This window comes from Ruegeria sp. ABV3_008 (genome assembly GCF_056161185.1).
In genome coordinates this window covers 65147-84642 of record NZ_JBSWYP010000004.1, presented here as the reverse complement: position 1 = coordinate 84642, position 19496 = coordinate 65147, and the positions used below count along the sequence as shown (strand labels likewise).

Sequence of the window (19496 nt, the reverse complement as noted above, 5' to 3'; positions counted from 1 at the left end):
CGAGGCAGTGCGGATCAGTCAGGACAGACGATCAGACCCGTGCCCCATTCTGCACATTTTGCCGAGAGGTCGAGCGTAAGCGGCTCATCGGTGTAGAAGCCATCAATCTCGGCCAGCGAGGTGATGCGGGCAGGGGCAAGCCGCTGGAATTTTGAGTGATCGGCCACCAGCAGCGTGCGCCGGGCCTGCGCGATGATCGTCTGGCTGACTTGGACTTCCTGAAAGTCGAAATCCAGCAGATCACCTTCGGGGTCCAGCGCCGAGCATCCGATCACCGCATAGTCGAACTTGAACTGAAGGATCGTTGAGACAGTAAGGTTGCCCACCAGCCCTCCGTCCGAGCGACGAAGGACACCACCCGCCAACACAATCTCGCAATCGGGGTTTTCGACGAGAATATTGGCGACGTTCGTATTGTTCGTAACCACCATCAGGTCCTTGTGGTTCAGCATCTGCCGCGCCACGGCCTCGGTCGAGGTGCCGATATTCATGAAGACCGACGCTCCGTCCGGAATGTCATTGGCACATGCCTTCGCCATTCGGGTCTTGGCGTCTGCATTCAGGGTGCGGCGATCCTCATACCCGATGTTGGAGACGCCGGAGCGCAAGACAGCCCCGCCATGTACGCGGTCCAGCTTCCCGGCATCGGCCAGCTCGGACAGGTCCCGGCGGATTGTCTGGACCGTCACGCCAAACCGCTCGGCCAAACCGTCAACAGTAACGCGGCCCTCGGTGCTGGCGATCTCAAGAATGTCGGATTGGCGGAAAGAGAGCGACATGTTTGGACCCATTCAGATGATGTGTTTTCGTTTTTCTTCTTTTGACCAAAATAAGCAAGCTGATATGCAGAATATTCATAGTTGTGTTGCAAAGCGAAAATAAACGAACATAAACATTGATTATACGAATGCAGTGCTGATTAATGCGCGCAACCAGATTGGATAGGGAATCACAAGCCATGCAAGCGACGGACGATCAGATCAGCGACCTGTTCATCATCGGCGGCGGGATCAACGGATGCGGCATCGCGCGGGATGCGGCGGGACGGGGGCTGTCTGTTACCTTGGCCGAGATGAATGATCTTGCTTCGGCGACGTCGTCAGCCTCGACCAAACTGTTTCATGGCGGGCTGCGCTATCTGGAGTATTTTGAGATCCGGCTGGTGCGCGAGGCACTGATCGAGCGTGAGACGTTGCTGCGCGCAATGCCTCATATCAGTTGGCCGATGCGCTTTGTGCTGCCCTATCACAAGGACATGCGCTTTGATTCCGAGACGCCGACATCGAAGCTGCTCAGCACCGTCATGCCCTGGATGCGCGGGCGTCGTCCGGCGTGGCTGATCCGTCTGGGTCTGTTCATGTACGACAACCTTGGGGGGCGCAAAATTTTGCCGGGAACGCAATCGCTGGATCTGCGCAGCGCTGCGGAAGGTGGTCCTTTGCAGGGCAAGTTCGAAACAGCCTATGAATACTCGGACTGCTGGATCGAAGATGCGCGGCTGGTGGTTCTCAACGCGCGTGACGCCGAATCCCGTGGTGCGCGGATCATGGTGCGGACCGAAGTTGTCTCGGCTGAACGCGTCGACGAGTTGTGGCATGTCACCATCCGCGACCGGGCGACCGGGGAAAGCCAAGTGGTCCGTGCGAGAATGCTGATCAATGCAGGCGGTCCGTGGGTGGGGGACATCATCCAGACCAAGATCCGGGTGAACTCGCGCGAGGGGGTTCGTCTGGTGCGCGGCAGTCATATCGTGACAAAGAAGCTCTACGATCACGACAAGTGTTACTTCTTCCAAGGCGAAGATGGCCGCATCATTTTCGCAATTCCCTATGAGCAGGATTTTACCCTGATCGGTACGACGGATCAGGACCATTCTGATCCCTCGGACCCTCCGGTCTGCACCGAGGCCGAGCAGAAATACCTATGCGAGTTCGCAACCAAGTATTTCAAGAAACCGGTGACGCAAGACGATATCGTCTGGACCTATTCCGGCGTACGGCCGCTCTATGATGATGGGGCCAGCAGCGCGACGGCGGCGACGCGGGACTATACCTTGAAGGTCGATGCGCAGGGCGGGGCGCCTGTTTTGAACGTGTTCGGAGGCAAGATCACGACCTACCGCCGTCTGGCGGAAAGCGCGCTTGAAAAAGTCGCCGAGCATTTCCCGAACCTGCCGGGACCCTGGACAGCAGGCGTGGCTTTGCCCGGTGGAGACTTTCCTGTCGACGGCGTGCAGGACCTCAAGCAGGCGTTGACCCAGGGCTATCCGTTCCTCACTGAGAAATGGGCGGCCCGTTTGATCCGCGCATACGGGACAGAGGCGCGTGCCGTGTTGGGGGAGGCAAAAGACCTCGCTGATTTGGGTGAAGACTTCGGTGCAACCCTCACCGCGCGAGAACTCGAATGGCTGATGGACAAGGAATACGCCCGCAGCGCCGAGGACGTGGTCTGGCGTCGCAACAAACTGGGACTGCGGTTGAGTGCCGCCCAGATCGCGCGCATTGACCAGTGGATGTCAGAGCGGTTGAAAAAGGACGACGCAGCTTGAAAACAAAAAGCCCCGCCGATTTGGCGGGGCTTTATCTTAGGCGGTTTCCTCGCTCGGGCCGGGACCATTCTTGCTACCCTTGATCCATTCCCGCAGCCCCTGCATCAGGGCGTAGAGGACTGGCACAAGGATCACGCCGACCAGCGTGGCGGCCAGCATGCCGCCGAACACGGCGACACCGATGGCCTTCTGGCTTGCCGCCCCCGCGCCATTGGCGGCCAATAGTGGGACAACCCCCAATAGGAAGGACAGCGCTGTCATCATCACAGCTCGGAAACGCTGATAGGCGGCCTCGGCTGCGGCGTCCTTGATCGACAGGCCTTTGGCGCGTTGCTCCATCGCGAACTCGACGATCAGAATGCCGTTCTTTGAGGCAAGCCCCACCAACATGATCATCCCGATCTGCGTATAGAGGTTGATGTCACTGCCCACGATCGCCACGGCCGCGACCGCCCCGAACAGGGCGACAATCACCGACAGCAGGATCGACACCGGCAAGGTCCAGCTTTCATATTGGCCCACCAGGAACAGGTAGCCAAACAGGATCGCCAGCCCAAGGATCACGATGACCAGCCCGCCCGAGGCCAGCTGCTGCTGGGCTGTCCCGGTCCATTCGAAGGCATAGCCGGGGGGCAGGGCGGTTGCGGATTCCTCGGTCATCACATTGATCGCGTCGCCCGTCGACAGGCCTGGAGCGGGAACCGCCGTCACTGTGGCCGACCTGAACAGGTTGTGTCGCTTCAGCAAGACCGGCCCCAACACGTTTTCAACGTCAATCAACGTGCCCAGTGGAACCATCTCACCCTGTTGCGAGCGGACATAGAGGTTCGAGATATCCTCGACATTGTCGCGATAGGTGCCATCTGCCTGAATCATCACGCGGTAGACACGACCGAACAGGTTGAAGTCGTTCACGTAGTAGGACCCCAGCTGCGCCTGCATCGTCTGGAAAATCTCGGCGACCGAGACCTGCAGGGTCTTGGCCTTTTCACGATCCAGATCAACAAAAAGCTGCGGAACGTTGGCGCGGAAGGTTGTGTAGGACTGGCCGATCTCGGGCCGTTGGTTCGCCGCGTAAACGAACGAGCCAACAGCCGAAGCCAGATCCTGAGGTGTGCCGCCACCGGTCTGCTGCACCTCCATCTCAACACCGGCCGACATACCCAAGCCCTGAATGGGCGGCGGGTTGAAGGCCACGATCGAAGCCGCGGATTCCCCGTTCGCAATCGCGAGCACCTTGGCGAGGATGGCGTCAGCACTCAGGTCTTCTTCCTGCCGGTCGGCCCAGTTTTCGAGGTTGACGAAAATCGCCGCGCCGTTGGTCGTGGTGCCGTTCAGCAGCGAGAAGCCGTTGATCAGAACGGTGCTGGCAACGCCTGGGATTTCGCGAATTTGGTCGTCCACGCGGGCCGAGATCGTCTCGGTCCGTTCCAAAGTTGCCGCATCGGGCAGCTGGATGTCGACGAACAGATAGCCATTGTCCTCAAGCGGGATAAATCCGCTGGAGGTGTTGGACATGATCGTCCCGGTTCCCATCCCCAAGGCGACAATCACACCCAGCGCGACAATCGGCAGGATCAGCAGTTTACGCACAATGGCGACGTAGCCGTTTCGGACGGTCCCGATCAGCCCTTCGAACAGCGCCAGCAACCCTTTGGGCGGGCCGGAGCGTGCGCGTAGAACCAAGCCACACAGGGCAGGCGATAGGGTCAGAGCGTTGATGGACGAGATCACAACCGCCGTTGAAATCGTCACGGCAAACTGCGAATAGAGCCTGCCTGAGATGCCAGGCATGAAGGTCACCGGCACGAATACGGCCAGCAGAACCAACGTTGTTGCGATAACGGGGCCGGTGATCTGGCCCATCGCCTTACGGGTCGCTTCGGCGGGGGGCAGCCCTTCATCCGCGATGATCCGCTCGACGTTTTCGACGACCACGATGGCGTCATCCACCACGATCCCGATGGCCAGAACCAAAGCGAACAGCGAGATCGTGTTGAGCGACATTCCGAAGGCCAGTAGAAAGGCGAATGTCCCGATCAATGAGACCGGGATCGCCACCGCCGGAATGATGGTTGCGCGCCAACTCCCCAGGAACACGAATACGACCGAGATTACTAGAATGAAGGTCAGGATCAGCGTCGAGACCACATCGTTCAGCGAGGCTTCAACGAAGTCTGTGGTGTTGAAGGGGACACTGTATTCCACGTCTGTGGGGAAAGACCGGGACAGGCGGTCAAGCTCGGCCTGCACCCGCTCGGATACAGCAAGCGCGTTAGCGCCGGGAGCCTGGTAAATGCCGATCACGGTCGCAGGCACCGCATCGAAATAGCCTGACGCCGCATAGTATTCGGCACCCAATTCAACGCGTCCAATGTCACGTACGCGCACAATGGAACCGGCGTCACCCGTTCGAATTACGATGTCACCAAATTCTTCTGCCGATGTCAGGCGCCCTTTGGTTTTGATCGTGTATTGAAAAGTCTGTCCCTCGGGCACCGGAGGGGCACCGATGGAGCCTGCGGAGACTTCGATATTCTGTTCGCGAATGGCATTGATCACATCGCCGGGCGTGATCGACAGAGCAGCCATCTGGTCGGGATCCATCCAGATCCGCATGGCGTATTCCAGATTGGTCAGAACATCCGCTTTACCCACACCTTGAACCCGCGCCAGAGCGTCTTTCAGGTTGATCGAGGCATAGTTGGACAGAAACACGCTGTCATAAGTGCCATTGGGCGAGGTCAGAGTGACCAGCAACAGCATGTTGGTCGATGCCTTCTGCGTCACCACGCCGGATGAGGTCACCTCGGACGGAAGTGATGACATGGCCTGGGCAACGCGGTTCTGCACGTTGACCGAGGCGATATCCGGGTCGGTGCCGACCTCAAAGGTAACGTTCAACGAATAGGAGCCGTTGTCGGAAGAGGTCGACGTCATGTAGATCATGTCGTCCACACCATTGACCTGCGCCTCGATGGGCGCGGCGACGGTGTTTTCCACGGTCTCGGCATTGGCGCCGGTATAGGTGGTCGAGACGCTGACAACCGGAGGTGTGATGTCCGGGAACTGGGCGACCGGCAGAACCATATAACCGATACTGCCCATGATCGTCAGGACGAGAGAAATGACAAGCGCCAGCTTGGGCCGGCTGATGAACAGGGCTGAGAACATGCCTTATTCTCCCGGCTGCTCGGACGCGACAACCGCGTCCACCGCCACGCCGGGGCGCACGCGTTGCAGGCCCTCGACAATCACGCTTTCACCTTCGCGCAGACCTTCCGAGACGATTATGGCCGTGCCTACGGAGTCGCCGGTCGTGATATAGCGCTGCTCGACCATCTGTTGGTCATTGACGACCAGTACGAACTCGCCGCGCTGGTCACGCTGCAACGCGGCCTGAGGGATCAGAACCTGCAGGGTCGGCTCCAGCGCCTCGATCTGCACATTCACAAACGCGCCGTCGATGATCAGGCGATCTGCGTTGTCAAACTCGGCCCGCACCGTGATAGCGCCGGTCAGAGGGTCGATGCGGTTGTCGACAAAGACGATCTCACCGGTTTCATCCAGCTCGGTTCCGTTCGGCAGAATGACATGCACATTGGGGCTTTTGTTGCTTTCCGCCAAAGAGGCAGCACTTTCACCAACCTGTTGAAGAACCGAGGTAAACTGTTTCTCATTCAAGGAAAAGTTAACATATATCGGCGCTTCGCTGACCAAGTTGACTAGCGGTGGGTTCGTGGGGCCAACCACGTCGCCTACGCTCGTGGTGACCCGACCGAGGCGACCGGTAAAGGGCGCGTGGATCTCGGTATAGCTCAGGTCCAGCTCCGCCTGTTGAATGGCGGCGTTTGCGGCTTTGACCTCGGCCTCAGCGACAAGTTCATTGGCGCGTGCGATGTCGCGTTCCGACTCTGGCGTAGCATCGCGCCGGAAGAGTTCCTCTTTCCGCGCCAGATCGACCTTGGCCAGCTCCAAATTGGCTTCGGCGCGGTCAAGATCTGCTTTCCGCGCCTCAAGCGTTGCTTGATAGAGGTCTGGTTCGATCTTGAACAGCAGATCGCCCTCGGTCACCAGGGCGCCATCTTCGACCTCCTGACTATCAAGAAATCCGCTGACGCGCGCGACGATGTCGACCTTGTTGATGGCTTCTGCACGACCGATAAAGCTTGCCTCATCGGTGATCTCTTCGGTGTAGGCTGCGGCGATCGACACTTTTGCGGCGGGTGCTTCACTTTCATCCTGCGCAAGTGCCGTATAACCAAAACCGATGCATGACAAAATGACCAGAGGGCGGCAAAGTGCGGTGACAGCACCACGAGACCGGTTGCGGGGCTGCTTCAGAGCGACGGACATGTCAAAAGCCTCATACATTTCAAAAAACTGAGCCTATACGCAGCCTTAAAAAGCGACGAGTCGGCAGAACTTGAAGGCAGGATGGCCGTTTTGCAAACATATCTCAAGGTGATTGAAGGGGCGGAGTGGTTGGCAGGTAGCGAAAATCCCGTGCAACCAGGCCGGTTTACGGGGTGCGTGCTGTTTGAAGGGCCCAAAAGAAAGGGGGCCGTATAGGCCCCCGTTTCAGAACTTCATGCAGCGGGTGTCAGTCGCGCGTACCCGCAAATTTCTCCTGCCACTCTTCACGGTCCTCGTCGGCGATCTTGGCGAACAGGACATCAGGTACCGAGAACGCATGACCTGCGGGCAGGGCGTTCAGCGCAGCCTCGACATCTTCGGGCCAGCTTGTATCCAGCGTATTCATTGCACTCAGCATCTTGGCTGAAGCGTCGGGAATAAAGGGCGCGCTCAGAACCGCGTAGAGGCGGATCAGGTTGAGGCCAAGGCGAACTTGCGCTGCCGCCTGTTCGGGGTCTTCCTTAAAGGTCGACCACGGGGCTGCGGATTGCAGATATTCGTTACCGGCCACCCAGATCGCCCGAAGCTCTTGCGCGGATTTGCGGACTTCCATGGCCTCCATGTGGCCTTCGTATGCGCGGACGCGGCGGGTGATGTCCGCGATAAGCTCTTGTTCGCGCGCGCCAAATGTACCGCCTTCCGGCACAGCTTCGCCGAATTTCGAGCGGCAGAACTTGGTGATCCGGCTGACGAAGTTGCCCAGTACGTCGGCAAGGTCTTTGTTCACCGATTGCTGGAAATTCTCCCAGGTGAACTCACTGTCGCTGCTTTCCGGCGCATGGCTCAGCAGCCACCAGCGCCAGTAGTCGGCGGGCAGAATGGCCAGCGCCTGATCCATGAAAACGCCTCGGCCCTGAGAGGTCGAGAACTGACCACCGTCATAGTTCAGATAGTTGAAGGATTTCAGGTGGTCGACCATCTTCCACGGCTCGCCTGAACCCAGAATGGTGGCCGGGAAGCTGAGCGTGTGGAAGGGCACGTTGTCCTTGCCCATGAACTGCACGTAACGCACGTCGTCCGCACCTTTGTCGGTGCGCCACCAGCGTTCCCAATCCGCATCCGTCTTGCCATTCGCGTCGGCCCATTCCTTGGCGCATGCGATGTATTCGATTGGTGCATCGAACCAGACATAGAAGACTTTGCCCTCCATACCGGGCCAGTCCTGATCGCCTTTCTTGACTGGAACACCCCAGTCCAGATCGCGGGTGATGCCGCGATCCTGCAGGCCGTCTCCGTCATGCAGCCATTTCTTGGCAATGGATGTGGTCAGGATCGGCCAATCGGTCTTGCTGTCGATCCAGGCATCCAGCTGATCCTTCATCGCCGATTGGCGCAGATACAGGTGCTTGGTCTCGCGCACCTCAAGATCAGTCGAGCCGCTGATCGCGCTGCGAGGCTCGATCAGATCGGTCGGGTCCAGCTGCTTGGTGCAGTTCTCGCACTGGTCGCCACGCGCGCGGTCGTAGCCGCAATTGGGGCAGGTGCCCTCAATATAACGATCCGGCAGGAACCGGCCATCGGCGTTCGAGTAGACCTGCTTTTCACTGACCTCACGGATCAGATCGGCCTCATCCAACTTGCCAGCGAAGTGCTGCGTCAGGTGGCGGTTCTGTTCGCTGGACGAACGACCAAAGTGATCGAAGCTCAGGCCAAATCGTTTGGCGATATCGGCCTGCACCGCATACATGTCCGCGCAGTACTCCGCGACGGGCTTGCCCGCCTTGGCCGCGGCCAGCTCGGCCGGGGTGCCGTGTTCGTCGGTGGCGCAGAGGAACATGACCTCGTTCCCCCGGCCACGCTGGTAACGTGCGTACAGGTCGGCAGGCAATTGCGAGCCGATCAGGTTGCCGAGGTGCTTGATCCCGTTGATGTAGGGGATCGCCGAAGTGATGAGAATCCGAGCCATTTTGCGTGTCCACGTAACTGTCTGCGCGCCCGTCTACCTTATGTAACCGGTCAGCAAAAGACCGGGTTTGTCATGGATGGCACGAAAACCATGGTTGCGGTGAAAAAAGGCCCCACGACCAAATTGTCGATTGTATTCGGGCAAGGGCGCGCGATACCCTTTTGGTGGCCAATTTAATTTCGGCCTTTTGATTTATTGTTGCACGACGTTCTGCGCCCTTTTCAGGCGAAAGAACTTCGATTTCATGGTATTTGTTTATGTTCGATTTTCTTCTCCAAAGCGCATTCACGCCCTTTACTATGGCGCTTGCGCTGCTGTTTGGCCTGTTGGGGGGCGAGGTCATCGCCGCGCTTTTTGGTGGAAGTCTTCTGGCAAGCGAAGGTCTGGTCGAACTAAAGGCCCCCGGTCTGAGTGTTGCGGATTTCGATCTCGATATCGAAGCTGGCATTGATCTGAGTGCGTTGGAACTGGCCGAGATTGAGGCCGAGGCTCCGGCGGCCTCTGCAACAGGAACTCTGACGCGGTTGGGGATTGGCGATGTGCCGGTCATGATCTGGCTGGTGGTCTTGTTGGCCGGTTTTGCGATCTCTGGGATTGGCGTTCAACTGATCGTCGAGGATCTGTTGGACTCTGATTGGCCTGTTGGGTTGGCCACCATCCCGGCGGGTATTTTTAGCCTTTGGTTTGCGCGCGGTTTCGGCCCGGTTTTTACTCGTTTGTTGACAAAAACCAAAACGTACGGAATGCCTGAACGGGAGCTGGCACGGCGCAGGGGGGTAGTGACCCAAGGCTCTGCGTCGCGCGGACGACCGGCTGAGGTGCGTGTCATGGATCGGTTCGGCAATGCGCATTACGTGAAGGCAGAGCCGTTGCAGGACCGGGACACGCTTGAGCAAGGCACGGACGTTCTTGTTCTGCGGGACAGATTCCTTGACCGTTTCGTGCTGGTCGGACTGTCCGATAGAACAGATCTCCAATCCGTAGAACCATAGCACCAAGGGTGTCTCGTCGCTGCCTCTATTCCTCGCGCGAGCGTTTCAACAAACGCCCAATCGTGAAGGATGTTCTGGGGGCATAGACATAGTTCGTTCGCTCCTCTGGGGTGGGGCGAGAACGCATCCGGGCCAGACCGAAGGCGATCAGACCCAAATGACCAACAGCGACAAAGGCAAACAGCGCACCCGGGCCGAATTTCTCTATCAGCGTGGATGAGACGTAGGGCGAGGCAATCGCGCCCAGCGCGTACCAGAACATCAGGGCTGCAGACAGCTCGACCCGTTGTTCAGTGGTGGCAAAGTCGTTGGCATGAGCCGAGGAGACCGAAAAGATCGGGAAGGTGGTGAACCCGAACAACCATGCCGCCAGCATCACCCCGAGCGTCCCTGTGTTGCTGGCCATCATGGTTATTCCACAACTCAACACCGCAGCGGCAGATAACCAGATCAATACCCAGCGCCTGTCGTATTTATCTGCAAGCCATCCCATCGGATATTGCGCCATCGCGCCACCCAGAACAAACGAGGCGAGAAAGAAGGCGATCTGATCTATGCCCAGCCCGACTTCTTGCCCGTAGACGGGGCCGACCATGCGGAATGAGGCAGAGCTAAGCGCCGCAACGATCACTCCGGCAACCGCCAGAGGAGAGCTGCGCCAGGCTAGTTTGGGGCGTAGGCGCGGCGCGTCTGGGGTTGCAGGCTGGCTGGCGCGTGTCAGGGTCAGCGGCAGCAGGGAGGCACAGCACAGGATCGCCAGCAGATTGTACGAGACGTAAGAGGCGGGCGGCAACACTGCGATTATCAACTGCGCGCACAGCGATGCACCCATATCAGCGATGCGATAGGTGCCCATGGCGCGTCCACGGGTCTCATTTGTGACTTTTGCGTTCAGCCAGGCCTCGATCACCGTGTAACACCCGGCGACACAGGTGCCAGACGCGATCCTCAGGAACGCCCAGACATAGGGATTTTCGGTCAGTGTATGGCCAATCAGGCCCATCGCGCCCAGTGCGGTGCAGACGGCAAAGGCGCGGGAATGCCCGACGCTGCCCATCAGACGCGGAGCCCACCAGCAGCCGACAAAGAAACCGATGAAATGCGCCGAGCCCAACAGACCGATTTGTTCGGTCGTGAAATTCAGCGTGATGCCGGAAATGGCATCAAGCGGCCCAACTCCGCCGGTCGACAGTTGCAGCAGAATGACAGAAAGGAATAGGGCGGCAAAGGAAATGATCGTGCGCATGATGGGTCCACCTTGGCGAGGCTTTCAGACAATGCGCGCAGCTATTCGACGTCAAGGAGTCGTTTTTGAACTTTCGCCTTTGGTCAAAGGCGGCTGATCTCGGCTCGAATGTCCAGTGTGACGGTGTCATTCACCAGATCGGGATAGCCCGAGGCGCCAAAGTCGTGCCGGTTCAGCGCGCCCTTCAAGCTGATCGACAGGCGATCCAGATCACCCGCCGCTGTGCCCTGCGGACGGTAGAGGCTGGCTTGCAATGTGATCGGACGCGTCACCCCCCGAACTGTTAGGTCCCCGGTGATACGGGCCCCATCCGAGATGCGCCCATCCTGCCCAAGCTCGATCCCGGTTGAGACGAAGGTGATGGTCGGATGGCTTTCGGCGTCCAGAACACTGGGGCTGAGCATCGGCGCGCGCCCGAAGGGCAGTTGGGTCTTGGCTTTGCTCACGTCCAATGCCACCTGCACCCGGCTGTTTTGCAGGCGGGTCGTATCCACTTGAACATCCGCTGTCCGGATCGGCATGGTACCGCTTTGCGCGACGCCGGACAGATCGAAGCTGAAACCAACCTTCGTATCGCTTTCCGATAGGGCATAGGGGCTGAGCGCTGCATGCAGCGTTTGGGCGAATGGTAGGGTCGCCAGCCCTGCAAGAATGGCACGTCGGTTCAAATCTCTCATGACCGGACGCTAGGGCGCGCGGCCCCTTGGACCAACAAAAAAATGCGTGATCAGCTGCGCTCAGTCCACGGCGGCGATCTGGTCAAGCTGCAGCCCGGCGCGCGGTTTGATCTGCGTGGCCGTCCAGCTGACCGGAGGCAAGGCACGGGCGCGGCGGCGGGTTAGGGTCCAGCGGCGGGCCTCGCCCTGATGCGCGGCGGCCATGTGCCAGCGGGTCTCGATCCCTTGCGCACCTCCATCACCGGGCGTCAGCAGCAGGCCCAGCGGGGCCCGCCCCATGGTGCCGCCCTGTTCGGCTGCCAGATGCATCCGGCGCACGGGCGTCAGTCCCGGCGCGCCGGGCAGATCCCCGACGATCAGCGGGATGGCCCCGCTGCGCAGCGCTTCTTCCATGCACCACAGCAGGTCCTCGGCGCGGGTGGGACGGACAAAGATGAATCGGGCGGGATCGGCAAAGGGCATCATCCCGTCGGGGTTCAACTGGCCGGGCTCCCACGCAGGGGAAATCCATAGGACCGGCCCCTGCATCTGACCGGCCAGCCACATGGCAAAGCTGCGCCGCGCGGGGCCGCAGCCTTCATGTACGCGCCCCAGTTGCAGGGTGATCCCATCCTGTAGCGTAACCCCCGGCGCGGCGCGCGCGGGCTTTTGACCAAGAAGCTGAACAGACATGAGCAACTCATACCATGTTCTTATTTTGTTCTCAAGCGTCACACATGCCTAGCGCGACAGGATCATACGCCCGTCAGTGAACTGGATGTTCGAAAAACGATGCAGGTAGTCCATGCCCAGAAGCGACTTGTGCAACTCACCTTCGTTGATCCAGGCCGAGACATTCTGGTCGGTGATCGGCCCCACCGTCAGCGTGTCCAGCCGCACCGGAGCAGTCCGAACCTCGCCATTGGCAGTCAGCGCGCGGCCAAAGTAGTTCAGCTGGTTCGGGTCAATCCCCGCGCGTCTGGCGTCCTTGTCGCTGAGAACAATCTGGCTTGCACCGGTATCGACCAGAAAAGTAATCGGTTCTCCGTTCACCTGAACCGGCAGATAGTAATGCCCGTCGGCTGATCGGGGGACCTCGATCGACTCACCCGTCACCGTCATCTGCGGAGCAGGGCCGACCGTTGTGCGGATATCCTCCCACAGGCCAACCACGGCCACAACGCCTACAAAGATGAACACCCAGGCCATGACCTGCTGCAGGGTTTTGTTCAGCGATTGGCGGTTCTGCGCCAGGAACCAGAACACAACGGCTGTGCCCAGCACGCTGAGGTAGACCAAACGCATTACATTGTCGGTGTCCATGCCCAATTCCTTACTCGCTACACAGCAGTATATGGGGGGTCAGGACGCGAATCCAAAGGCCTTGAGGCCATCCAGAATGAACTGAACCGACAAAGCCGCCAGCAACATACCCAACAGCCGGGTCAGGACGTTCAACCCGGTCTTGCCCAGAATGCGGCCGATCAACCCGCCAGCCAGAAAGAAGATCAGGACAACAGACATCACCGCCAGCATGACGATGCAAGCCTCGACAATGCCCAGCACGCCGGGATGCTGACCGGCCAGCAGGATGATCGTCGCGATCGAACCCGGCCCCGCGATCAGCGGAATGGCCAGAGGGAAGACAGACGGGTCAGGATGTTCCTCTTCCTCGGCGCGGTCTTCGCGGCGTTTGGTGCGGCGGTCGAACAGCATGTCCAGCGCGGTGAGGAACAGCAAAGCTCCGCCTGCAACGCGAAAGGCGGCCATCGAGATCCCGACAAAGCCCAGCAGTGCCTCGCCAAAAGCGGCAAAGGCGATCAGGATGAAGACGGCGGTCAGGCAGCTACGAAAGGCAGTCTTGCGCCGAGTCTTCGCATCCATGTCCTGCGTCAGCGCTACGAAAATCGGCGTGGTGCCAAACGGGTCGATCACCACGAACAAGGTGGTGAATGCTGTAATGAAAAAGGCCAGGTCCATCATGCGGCATTCTCAGCTTGCTCAAGGCGTTCCGCTGCGGCCACCCATAGGGCTTCGGCTTTTGTCATGGCTTCGGACACCTCGGCGAATTTGCGGTTCCAGGTCTCCAGATCGTTGATCCTGTCATCCTCATATAGCGTCGGATCCGCCAGCTTGGCCGAGAGTTTTTCGTGCATATCCGTCAGCTTTTCGATCCGGTCTTCGCATTTACGTAGATCGGCGCGCAGGGCCAGCATTGCCTCGCGCGAGGGGCGCTTAGGCTTTGTAACCTGCGGCTTTGCTTTCACCGGTTTGTCCCGCGCCAGCAGCATGGTCCGGTAGGCCTCGAGGTCGTCGTCAAACGGCTTGACCGTCCCGTCCGAGACCAGCCACAACCGATCCGCCACCAGCGACAGCAGGTGCATATCGTGGCTGACCAGCACAACCGCACCGGAATAGGCGGTCAGCGCCTCAACCAGCGCCTCGCGGCTTTCGATATCGAGGTGGTTGGTCGGCTCGTCGAGGATCAGCATATGCGGCGCGTCAATCGTAGCCAGCAGCAGAGACAGGCGGGCTTTTTGCCCACCGGACAGGCGGCCAACCTCTGTCTCAGCTTGGTCGGCGTTCAGGCCAAACCCGGCCAGACGCGAGCGCCATTTGCCCGGCGCCTCGTTCGGGCGCAGACGGCGCAGGTGGTCCAGCGGGGTTTCGTCCACATACAGCTCATCCACCTGATGCTGCGCGAAGTAACCGATCCGCAGCTTGTTACTGCGGGCCATTTTGCCGGCCATCAGGGGCAGACGGTCTGACAAGAGTTTGGACAGTGTCGATTTACCCTGACCATTCTTACCCAGCAGCGCGATCCGGTCGTCCTGGTCAATGCGCAGGTTCAGACGGCGCAGCACTTCGACCTCGCCATAGCCTGTTACACCTCCTTCGATCTGGATGATGGGCGGCGACAGTTCCTCGGGCTCGGGGAAGGAAAACGCGCGCAAAGCTGCCTCTTGCGGGGTAGAGACCAGTTGGATGCGTTCAATCATTTTCAGGCGGGATTGGGCCTGAACAGCTTTGGACGCTTTGTAGCGGAAGCGGTCCACAAAGCTTTGGAGATGAGCTATACGAGCTTTGGCTTTGGCGTTCTCGGACTCCGCCTGCGCCAGACGTTCCGCTCGGCGTTCGGCGAACTTGTCATAAGGAACCGCGTAATAGGTGAGCTTGCGATCTTCCAGATGCAGGATCGAGCCAACGGCCCGGTTCAAAAGCCCACGGTCGTGGCTGATGATGATGACCGTATGCGGATACTTCGCCAGATAGCTTTCCAGCCACAACGCGCCTTCAAGGTCGAGATAGTTGGTCGGTTCGTCCAGTAGCAGCAGATCGGGCTGCGAGAACAGCACTGCAGCCAGCGCCACGCGCATCCGCCAACCGCCCGAGAAATCCGAGCAGGGGCGCAGTTGGTCGTCGTCATCAAAGCCTAGACCTTTGAGGATCGAGGCCGCGCGCGCCTCGGCCGACCAGGCGTCGATATCGGCAAGGCGGGTTTGGATCTCGGCAATGCGAGCGGGGTCTTCGGCGCTTTCAGCCTCAGCCATCAATGCGCTGCGCTCGGTATCGGCGGCCAGAACGGTATTGATCAGCGACACGTCGGACGAGGGCACCTCTTGCGCCACACCGCCAATCCGGGCGCGTTTCGGGATCGAGATATTGCCTGATTCCAGTGCCAACTCCCCCCGAATAAGGCGGAAAAGCGTGGTTTTCCCAGTGCCATTGCGGCCCACAAGGCCAACCTTATGGCCATCCGGGATGGTCGCGCTGGCTCCGTCGAACAAAGGGCGGCCCTCAACGGCGTAAGTGATGTCTTCGATCCGTAGCATGACGCGCTCTTAGCAGAGCCGCGATGCCGCCGCCAGCGGCTAAGCATGTTCAACCGTCCAGCGATGTGTTAGCGCTTTCTCGTTTGCCAATTTGAAACGGTTTTGACCATGCGCGCCGCCCAGACGCCTCCAACTTTGATCACGCTGATCTTTGCCACGGCGCTGTCGGTTCTTTCACTGAATATGTTCCTACCTTCGCTGGCGCATATGAGTGAAGATTTCGCGGTCGACTATGGCCTCGTGAACCTGTCCGTCGCGGGATATCTGGCGGTTTCAGCCATACTTCAGCTGATCATGGGGCCGCTGTCGGATCGCTATGGACGCAGACCTGTCTTGTTAATCTGCATGACGATCTTTGTTTGCGCTTCAATCGGTTGCGCCTTTGCCGAGTCGATCTGGCTATTTCTTGGCTTCCGCCTGTTGCAAGCCGCCGTGGTGGCGGGTTCAGTCTTGTCCAGCGCGTCGATCCGGGATCAGTACCCACCGAATGAAGCCGCCAGCAAACTTGGCTATGTCGCTATGGCGATGGCCCTCGCACCGATGCTGGGGCCGATGCTGGGGGGGGCGCTTGATATGTTATTTGGTTGGCGGGCGGGCTTCGTTTTGTATTCGCTGTTGGGGGCGGGACTGTTGACCTTGCTTTGGTTCGATATGGGTGAGACCAATACAAATCGCTCCTCAACTTTCGCTGCACAGCTGAGAGAATACCCGCACCTGTTCCGTGCCCGCAGGTTCTGGGGCTATGCCCTATGCGCGGCGTTCTCAATTGGGGGGTTCTACAGCTTTATCACCGGTGCACCCTTAGTGGCTGCAGCGTGGTTCGATCTGAGCCCCGCGACGCTGGGTCTAGGCATAGGCATCATCACCGGCGGCTTCATGGTGGGTAATTTCATCACCGGACGCATTGCTGCACGGACCCGGCTGACCACGATGATCCTGATCGGACGGATCGTGGCCTCGACCGGCCCCATGCTCGGGTTGCTTTTGTTTCTGGGCCAGATGGGCTCGGTCTGGGTGTTTTTCGGCTCTGCCATCTGCGTGGGGTTTGGCAACGGGTTGACCAACGCCAATGCTTCGGCTGGCGTCATGTCGGTACGCCCAAAGCTGGCAGGCAGCGCCGCAGGTCTTTCGGGCGCGATGATCGTGGCGCTGGGGGCTGTGCTGACCTCTATCACCGGAGCATTCGTCAACGCCGAAAACGGCCCGTATCTGGTTCTGGGCATGATGAGCGGCAGCAGTTTCATCGGCCTGCTAGCGGTGCTCTACGTCCGCCGTGTCGACCGTCTAGAGCCTTTGCCTGACACAATCTGAACCGCAAAGCGCGGGGCAAGGCATCATAAGACTTTTCATGAGCCACAGACCATGTTAGGCGGCGCGCGATGGATTTTGGCGCACATCTAGCGCCACATTGTAAGGAGAGGCCGACATGGCACTGGAACGCACATTCTCGATCATCAAACCTGACGCAACCCGCCGCAACCTGACTGGCAAAATCAACGCCAAGTTCGAAGAAGCTGGCCTGCGCATCGTTGCGCAAAAGCGCATCCACATGACCAAAGAGCAAGCTGGCAAGTTCTACGAAGTTCACGCCGAGCGTCCGTTCTATGACGAACTGTGCGAATTCATGTCGTCTGCTCCGGTCGTTGTTCAGGTTCTGGAAGGCGAAGGCGCCATTGCAAAGAACCGTGAAGTCATGGGCGCAACCAACCCTGCAGACGCAGCAGCTGGCACCATCCGCGCTGAGTTCGCTGAATCGGTCGGCGAAAACTCGGTCCACGGTTCGGACGCTCCGGAAACCGCTGCGGTCGAGATTGCCTACTTCTTCTCGGGCATCGAACTGGTCGGCTAAGCCGCCGCTTTGGTGAACAGATTGGGCCGCTCCTGATTGGGGCGGCCTTTTTCGTTTCAGATCTGCTTTAGATCGTGGGCTGCAATCCGTACCCCGATGGCATCCAGGTCTGAGACCATTTGGCTTTCCGGGGGCGCCTTGGTTCCGGATTTGATCGTGTCAAACCGTTGTCTTAACGCCTTTTTCTCCTCGCCCTTGCAGTCGTTCCAACGGCGGCCCTGCAGTCCCATCACCAGCACATAGTAGCCGATGAAATGCGGCTTTGTGCCTGCCGCCAGCAGCTTGGCATAGGCAGCGTCGGCGCCCAGTTCTCGCAGCTCCTGCGCCGAGTGGATGCCTGCACGGGTGCAGGCCTGTTCGAAGGCGGGGCCGAGGTTACGGATGGAGGAGACCGGATCAGACATGTCTTGGTTTTAGCCGGACGGTTTTGACCTGTCACCCGCACAAATCCCCGGTTTGGTTGATCTTGTTCTTGATGCAGGGCGCGATTCACTGTCTCATGACTTTATGTAGAAGGATCGGGCAGGGGTAAGACGTGTCGCAGGGAACAAACGGGTTCTTCATCCTCCCCGGCGGGCTTGATCAGGCCGCGTTAGAGCGCGCTTTGCCCAATCACACTGTCGATATCCAGATGGGCAGCGCCGCGCCTGTCCTTATGCTTGATTGCCACGATCAGTCGCTGCGCAGCTCCGGCCGGGTCCTGTTCGAGAACAGAGGGAGCTTGCGGCTTGTCTCGATGCAGGGGCAGGTCTCCGAGCAGCAGGCCAAGGGCAAGGGGCAATTCGTTCAGAACCTGCCTGAAGGTCCGGTGAAGGCGGCGCTGAGCGGCTTTCCCACGCTGCGCGCGCTGACACCGATTGGCACGGGCGAGGTTGAGGAAGGCGCGCTTGCGATTCTCGACGATCTGCAAAAGACACGGGTTCGGGGTTATATCCTGACGTTGCGCACGGATCGAGGGCAGGTGGCGCTTGTCTGGTTGCAAAAACTACGCGGCTATGATCGCGGCTTTGCCGCAGCTTGTGAGAGCCTTAAGGGGATGACTTCGGGCGGTATTGACGACTTGTTCGACGTTTTGTTCCCAGACATGATGCGTTACCGTGCCAAACCGGAGATCGCGCTTGGCACGCAAGAACCCTCTTTGGAGGTCGCGACCGACCTGATCCGGACCTATCTCAGCGTCGCGCGTCAGAATGAAGCTGGCATAGTGGCGGATATCGATACCGAATTTCTGCATGACTACCGAGTGTCTTTGCGGCGCATCCGCTCAGTTGTGAGCTTGTTCAAAGGGGTGTTTTCAGACCAGCGGACGGCAGAGTTGAAACGGGTCTTTTCGGACCTGATGGCCCCAACCGGGCGATTGCGGGATCTGGATGTTTATCTTCTGGAAAAAGATATGTATCTCAGACTTGTACCGGAAAATCTTCATGCGGGTGTGATGACTATGTTCGACCGGTTCGAACAAGAGCGTACCAAGGAACTGTACCGGCTGACCCGCCATTTGCGCAGCGCGACCTATGAAACTGCGATGACCGATCTGGCGCAGAAATTCTCAACCCCTGAAACCCTGATGCCCGGCCCAAGTGCGGAACGAGGCGCCTATAGCTATGCCTGCGCGCTGATCTGGAAACGCTATCGCAAAACCTGCAAACTCGCCCGCAGCATCAGTGAAGAGACGCCGGATCAAACCGTCCACGACCTACGGATCGACTGTAAGAAACTGCGCTATCTGATGGAGTTCTTCGGGCCTCTGTTCGACGCGAAGGATTTCAAAACGATCCTCAAGCCTCTGAAAAAGTTGCAGGATAACCTGGGTCTGTTCAACGATTACTCGGTCCAGCAAGAGGCGTTGCTGGCGTTTGTTTCCGACCAAAGCACCGTCCAAGGCCGCGTGGACGCGCAGCTTGGTTTGGCCGCAGGAGGGCTGATCGCCGTGCTGGATCAGCGCCAAAAGGCCGAGCGTGCGCGCGTGATTTCAAACTTCCAGCATTTCGACAGCCCGGAGATTCGGCATCTTTTCCGCAGCCTGTTTCACCATACAAAGGAGTGAGGA

The 19496-nt window shown here is 59.1% G+C and carries 16 protein-coding genes; 5 read left to right on the top strand and 11 right to left on the bottom strand.

The window, feature by feature from the left end; translation table 11 throughout:
• Window positions 1-14: 14 nt before the first annotated feature.
• Entirely contained in the window at window positions 15-779 is a 765-nt protein-coding gene (locus ACXAH8_RS08855; RefSeq protein WP_419739760.1) for a DeoR/GlpR family DNA-binding transcription regulator, read from the bottom strand.
• Between the two features lie 179 nt (window positions 780-958).
• Here ACXAH8_RS08855 and glpD point away from each other — a divergent pair, with 179 nt between their 5' ends.
• Window positions 959-2548 (top strand): glycerol-3-phosphate dehydrogenase, encoded by a 1590-nt coding sequence (glpD, locus tag ACXAH8_RS08850; RefSeq protein ID WP_475217699.1) that lies wholly within the window; start codon window positions 959-961, stop codon window positions 2546-2548.
• A 36-nt stretch (window positions 2549-2584) separates the two neighbouring features.
• Here glpD and ACXAH8_RS08845 read toward each other — a convergent pair whose 3' ends face one another.
• The 3 genes from ACXAH8_RS08845 to metG all read right to left on the bottom strand — a co-directional run bounded on the left by ACXAH8_RS08845 (window position 2585) and on the right by metG (window position 8870).
• On the bottom strand, window positions 2585-5722 hold the full coding sequence (locus ACXAH8_RS08845; RefSeq protein ID WP_475217696.1) for an efflux RND transporter permease subunit: 3138 nt from the start codon (window positions 5720-5722) through the stop codon (window positions 2585-2587).
• Window positions 5723-5725: 3 nt separating this feature from the next.
• Window positions 5726-6904 carry an efflux RND transporter periplasmic adaptor subunit gene (locus ACXAH8_RS08840; RefSeq protein ID WP_475217694.1) on the bottom strand — a complete coding sequence of 393 codons (1179 nt, stop codon included), beginning with the start codon at window positions 6902-6904 and terminating at the stop codon, window positions 5726-5728.
• A gap of 247 nt (window positions 6905-7151) precedes the next feature.
• Window positions 7152-8870: a methionine--tRNA ligase gene (metG, locus tag ACXAH8_RS08835; RefSeq protein WP_475217692.1), complete on the bottom strand. Its 1719-nt coding sequence runs from the start codon at window positions 8868-8870 to the stop codon at window positions 7152-7154.
• Between the two features lie 257 nt (window positions 8871-9127).
• Between metG and ACXAH8_RS08830 the strand changes: the two genes are divergently transcribed.
• A complete protein-coding gene (locus ACXAH8_RS08830; protein ID WP_475217689.1) occupies window positions 9128-9862 on the top strand; it encodes an OB-fold-containig protein in 735 nt (244 codons plus the stop codon).
• 25 nt (window positions 9863-9887) lie between these two features.
• Here the strand turns inward: ACXAH8_RS08830 and ACXAH8_RS08825 are convergent, their stop codons facing one another.
• From ACXAH8_RS08825 to ACXAH8_RS08800, 6 genes are all read right to left on the bottom strand, one after another.
• Entirely contained in the window at window positions 9888-11108 is a 1221-nt protein-coding gene (locus ACXAH8_RS08825; RefSeq protein ID WP_475217688.1) for an MFS transporter, read from the bottom strand.
• 83 nt (window positions 11109-11191) lie between these two features.
• The gene (locus ACXAH8_RS08820) at window positions 11192-11785 is read right to left on the bottom strand and encodes a YceI family protein (RefSeq protein WP_475217686.1); all 594 of its coding nucleotides are present in this window, start codon (window positions 11783-11785) and stop codon (window positions 11192-11194) included.
• Window positions 11786-11845: 60 nt separating this feature from the next.
• Entirely contained in the window at window positions 11846-12457 is a 612-nt protein-coding gene (locus tag ACXAH8_RS08815; RefSeq protein ID WP_170765480.1) for a hypothetical protein, read from the bottom strand.
• 48 nt (window positions 12458-12505) lie between these two features.
• Window positions 12506-13087: a TIGR02281 family clan AA aspartic protease gene (locus ACXAH8_RS08810; protein WP_170458005.1), complete on the bottom strand. Its 582-nt coding sequence runs from the start codon at window positions 13085-13087 to the stop codon at window positions 12506-12508.
• 39 nt (window positions 13088-13126) lie between these two features.
• Window positions 13127-13747, bottom strand: a complete 621-nt coding sequence (locus tag ACXAH8_RS08805) for a MarC family protein (RefSeq protein ID WP_170469775.1) — start codon at window positions 13745-13747, stop codon at window positions 13127-13129.
• On the bottom strand, window positions 13744-15597 hold the full coding sequence (locus tag ACXAH8_RS08800; RefSeq protein WP_475217684.1) for an ABC-F family ATP-binding cassette domain-containing protein: 1854 nt from the start codon (window positions 15595-15597) through the stop codon (window positions 13744-13746). The genes ACXAH8_RS08805 and ACXAH8_RS08800 overlap by 4 nt, the downstream gene beginning before the upstream one ends.
• Window positions 15598-15705: 108 nt before the next feature.
• Here ACXAH8_RS08800 and ACXAH8_RS08795 point away from each other — a divergent pair, with 108 nt between their 5' ends.
• On the top strand, window positions 15706-16908 hold the full coding sequence (locus tag ACXAH8_RS08795) for a multidrug effflux MFS transporter (RefSeq protein WP_475217683.1): 1203 nt from the start codon (window positions 15706-15708) through the stop codon (window positions 16906-16908).
• Between the two features lie 115 nt (window positions 16909-17023).
• On the top strand, window positions 17024-17446 hold the full coding sequence (gene ndk, locus ACXAH8_RS08790; RefSeq protein ID WP_155143779.1) for a nucleoside-diphosphate kinase: 423 nt from the start codon (window positions 17024-17026) through the stop codon (window positions 17444-17446).
• 56 nt (window positions 17447-17502) lie between these two features.
• On the opposite strand, the gene ACXAH8_RS08785 is transcribed toward ndk, so the two are convergent.
• A complete protein-coding gene (locus ACXAH8_RS08785) occupies window positions 17503-17850 on the bottom strand; it encodes a TfoX/Sxy family DNA transformation protein (protein WP_475217681.1) in 348 nt (115 codons plus the stop codon).
• A 131-nt stretch (window positions 17851-17981) separates the two neighbouring features.
• Here ACXAH8_RS08785 and ACXAH8_RS08780 point away from each other — a divergent pair, with 131 nt between their 5' ends.
• Complete coding sequence (locus tag ACXAH8_RS08780; protein WP_475217679.1) at window positions 17982-19493, top strand: CHAD domain-containing protein; 1512 nt, start codon at window positions 17982-17984, stop codon at window positions 19491-19493.
• Window positions 19494-19496: the final 3 nt, after the last annotated feature.

Coding starts and splice junctions, on each gene's coding strand:
- ACXAH8_RS08785 (WP_475217681.1), bottom strand. CDS start 17,850: ATGTCTGATCCGGTCTCCTCCATCCGTAACCTCGGCCCCGCCTTCGAA.
- ACXAH8_RS08845 (WP_475217696.1), bottom strand. CDS start 5,722: ATGTTCTCAGCCCTGTTCATCAGCCGGCCCAAGCTGGCGCTTGTCATT.
- glpD (WP_475217699.1), top strand. CDS start 959: ATGCAAGCGACGGACGATCAGATCAGCGACCTGTTCATCATCGGCGGC.
- ACXAH8_RS08855 (WP_419739760.1), bottom strand. CDS start 779: ATGTCGCTCTCTTTCCGCCAATCCGACATTCTTGAGATCGCCAGCACC.
- ACXAH8_RS08825 (WP_475217688.1), bottom strand. CDS start 11,108: ATGCGCACGATCATTTCCTTTGCCGCCCTATTCCTTTCTGTCATTCTG.
- ACXAH8_RS08840 (WP_475217694.1), bottom strand. CDS start 6,904: ATGTCCGTCGCTCTGAAGCAGCCCCGCAACCGGTCTCGTGGTGCTGTC.
- metG (WP_475217692.1), bottom strand. CDS start 8,870: ATGGCTCGGATTCTCATCACTTCGGCGATCCCCTACATCAACGGGATC.
- ACXAH8_RS08810 (WP_170458005.1), bottom strand. CDS start 13,087: ATGGACACCGACAATGTAATGCGTTTGGTCTACCTCAGCGTGCTGGGC.
- ACXAH8_RS08820 (WP_475217686.1), bottom strand. CDS start 11,785: ATGAGAGATTTGAACCGACGTGCCATTCTTGCAGGGCTGGCGACCCTA.
- ndk (WP_155143779.1), top strand. CDS start 17,024: ATGGCACTGGAACGCACATTCTCGATCATCAAACCTGACGCAACCCGC.
- ACXAH8_RS08800 (WP_475217684.1), bottom strand. CDS start 15,597: ATGCTACGGATCGAAGACATCACTTACGCCGTTGAGGGCCGCCCTTTG.
- ACXAH8_RS08805 (WP_170469775.1), bottom strand. CDS start 13,747: ATGATGGACCTGGCCTTTTTCATTACAGCATTCACCACCTTGTTCGTG.
- ACXAH8_RS08815 (WP_170765480.1), bottom strand. CDS start 12,457: ATGTCTGTTCAGCTTCTTGGTCAAAAGCCCGCGCGCGCCGCGCCGGGG.
- ACXAH8_RS08795 (WP_475217683.1), top strand. CDS start 15,706: ATGCGCGCCGCCCAGACGCCTCCAACTTTGATCACGCTGATCTTTGCC.
- ACXAH8_RS08830 (WP_475217689.1), top strand. CDS start 9,128: ATGTTCGATTTTCTTCTCCAAAGCGCATTCACGCCCTTTACTATGGCG.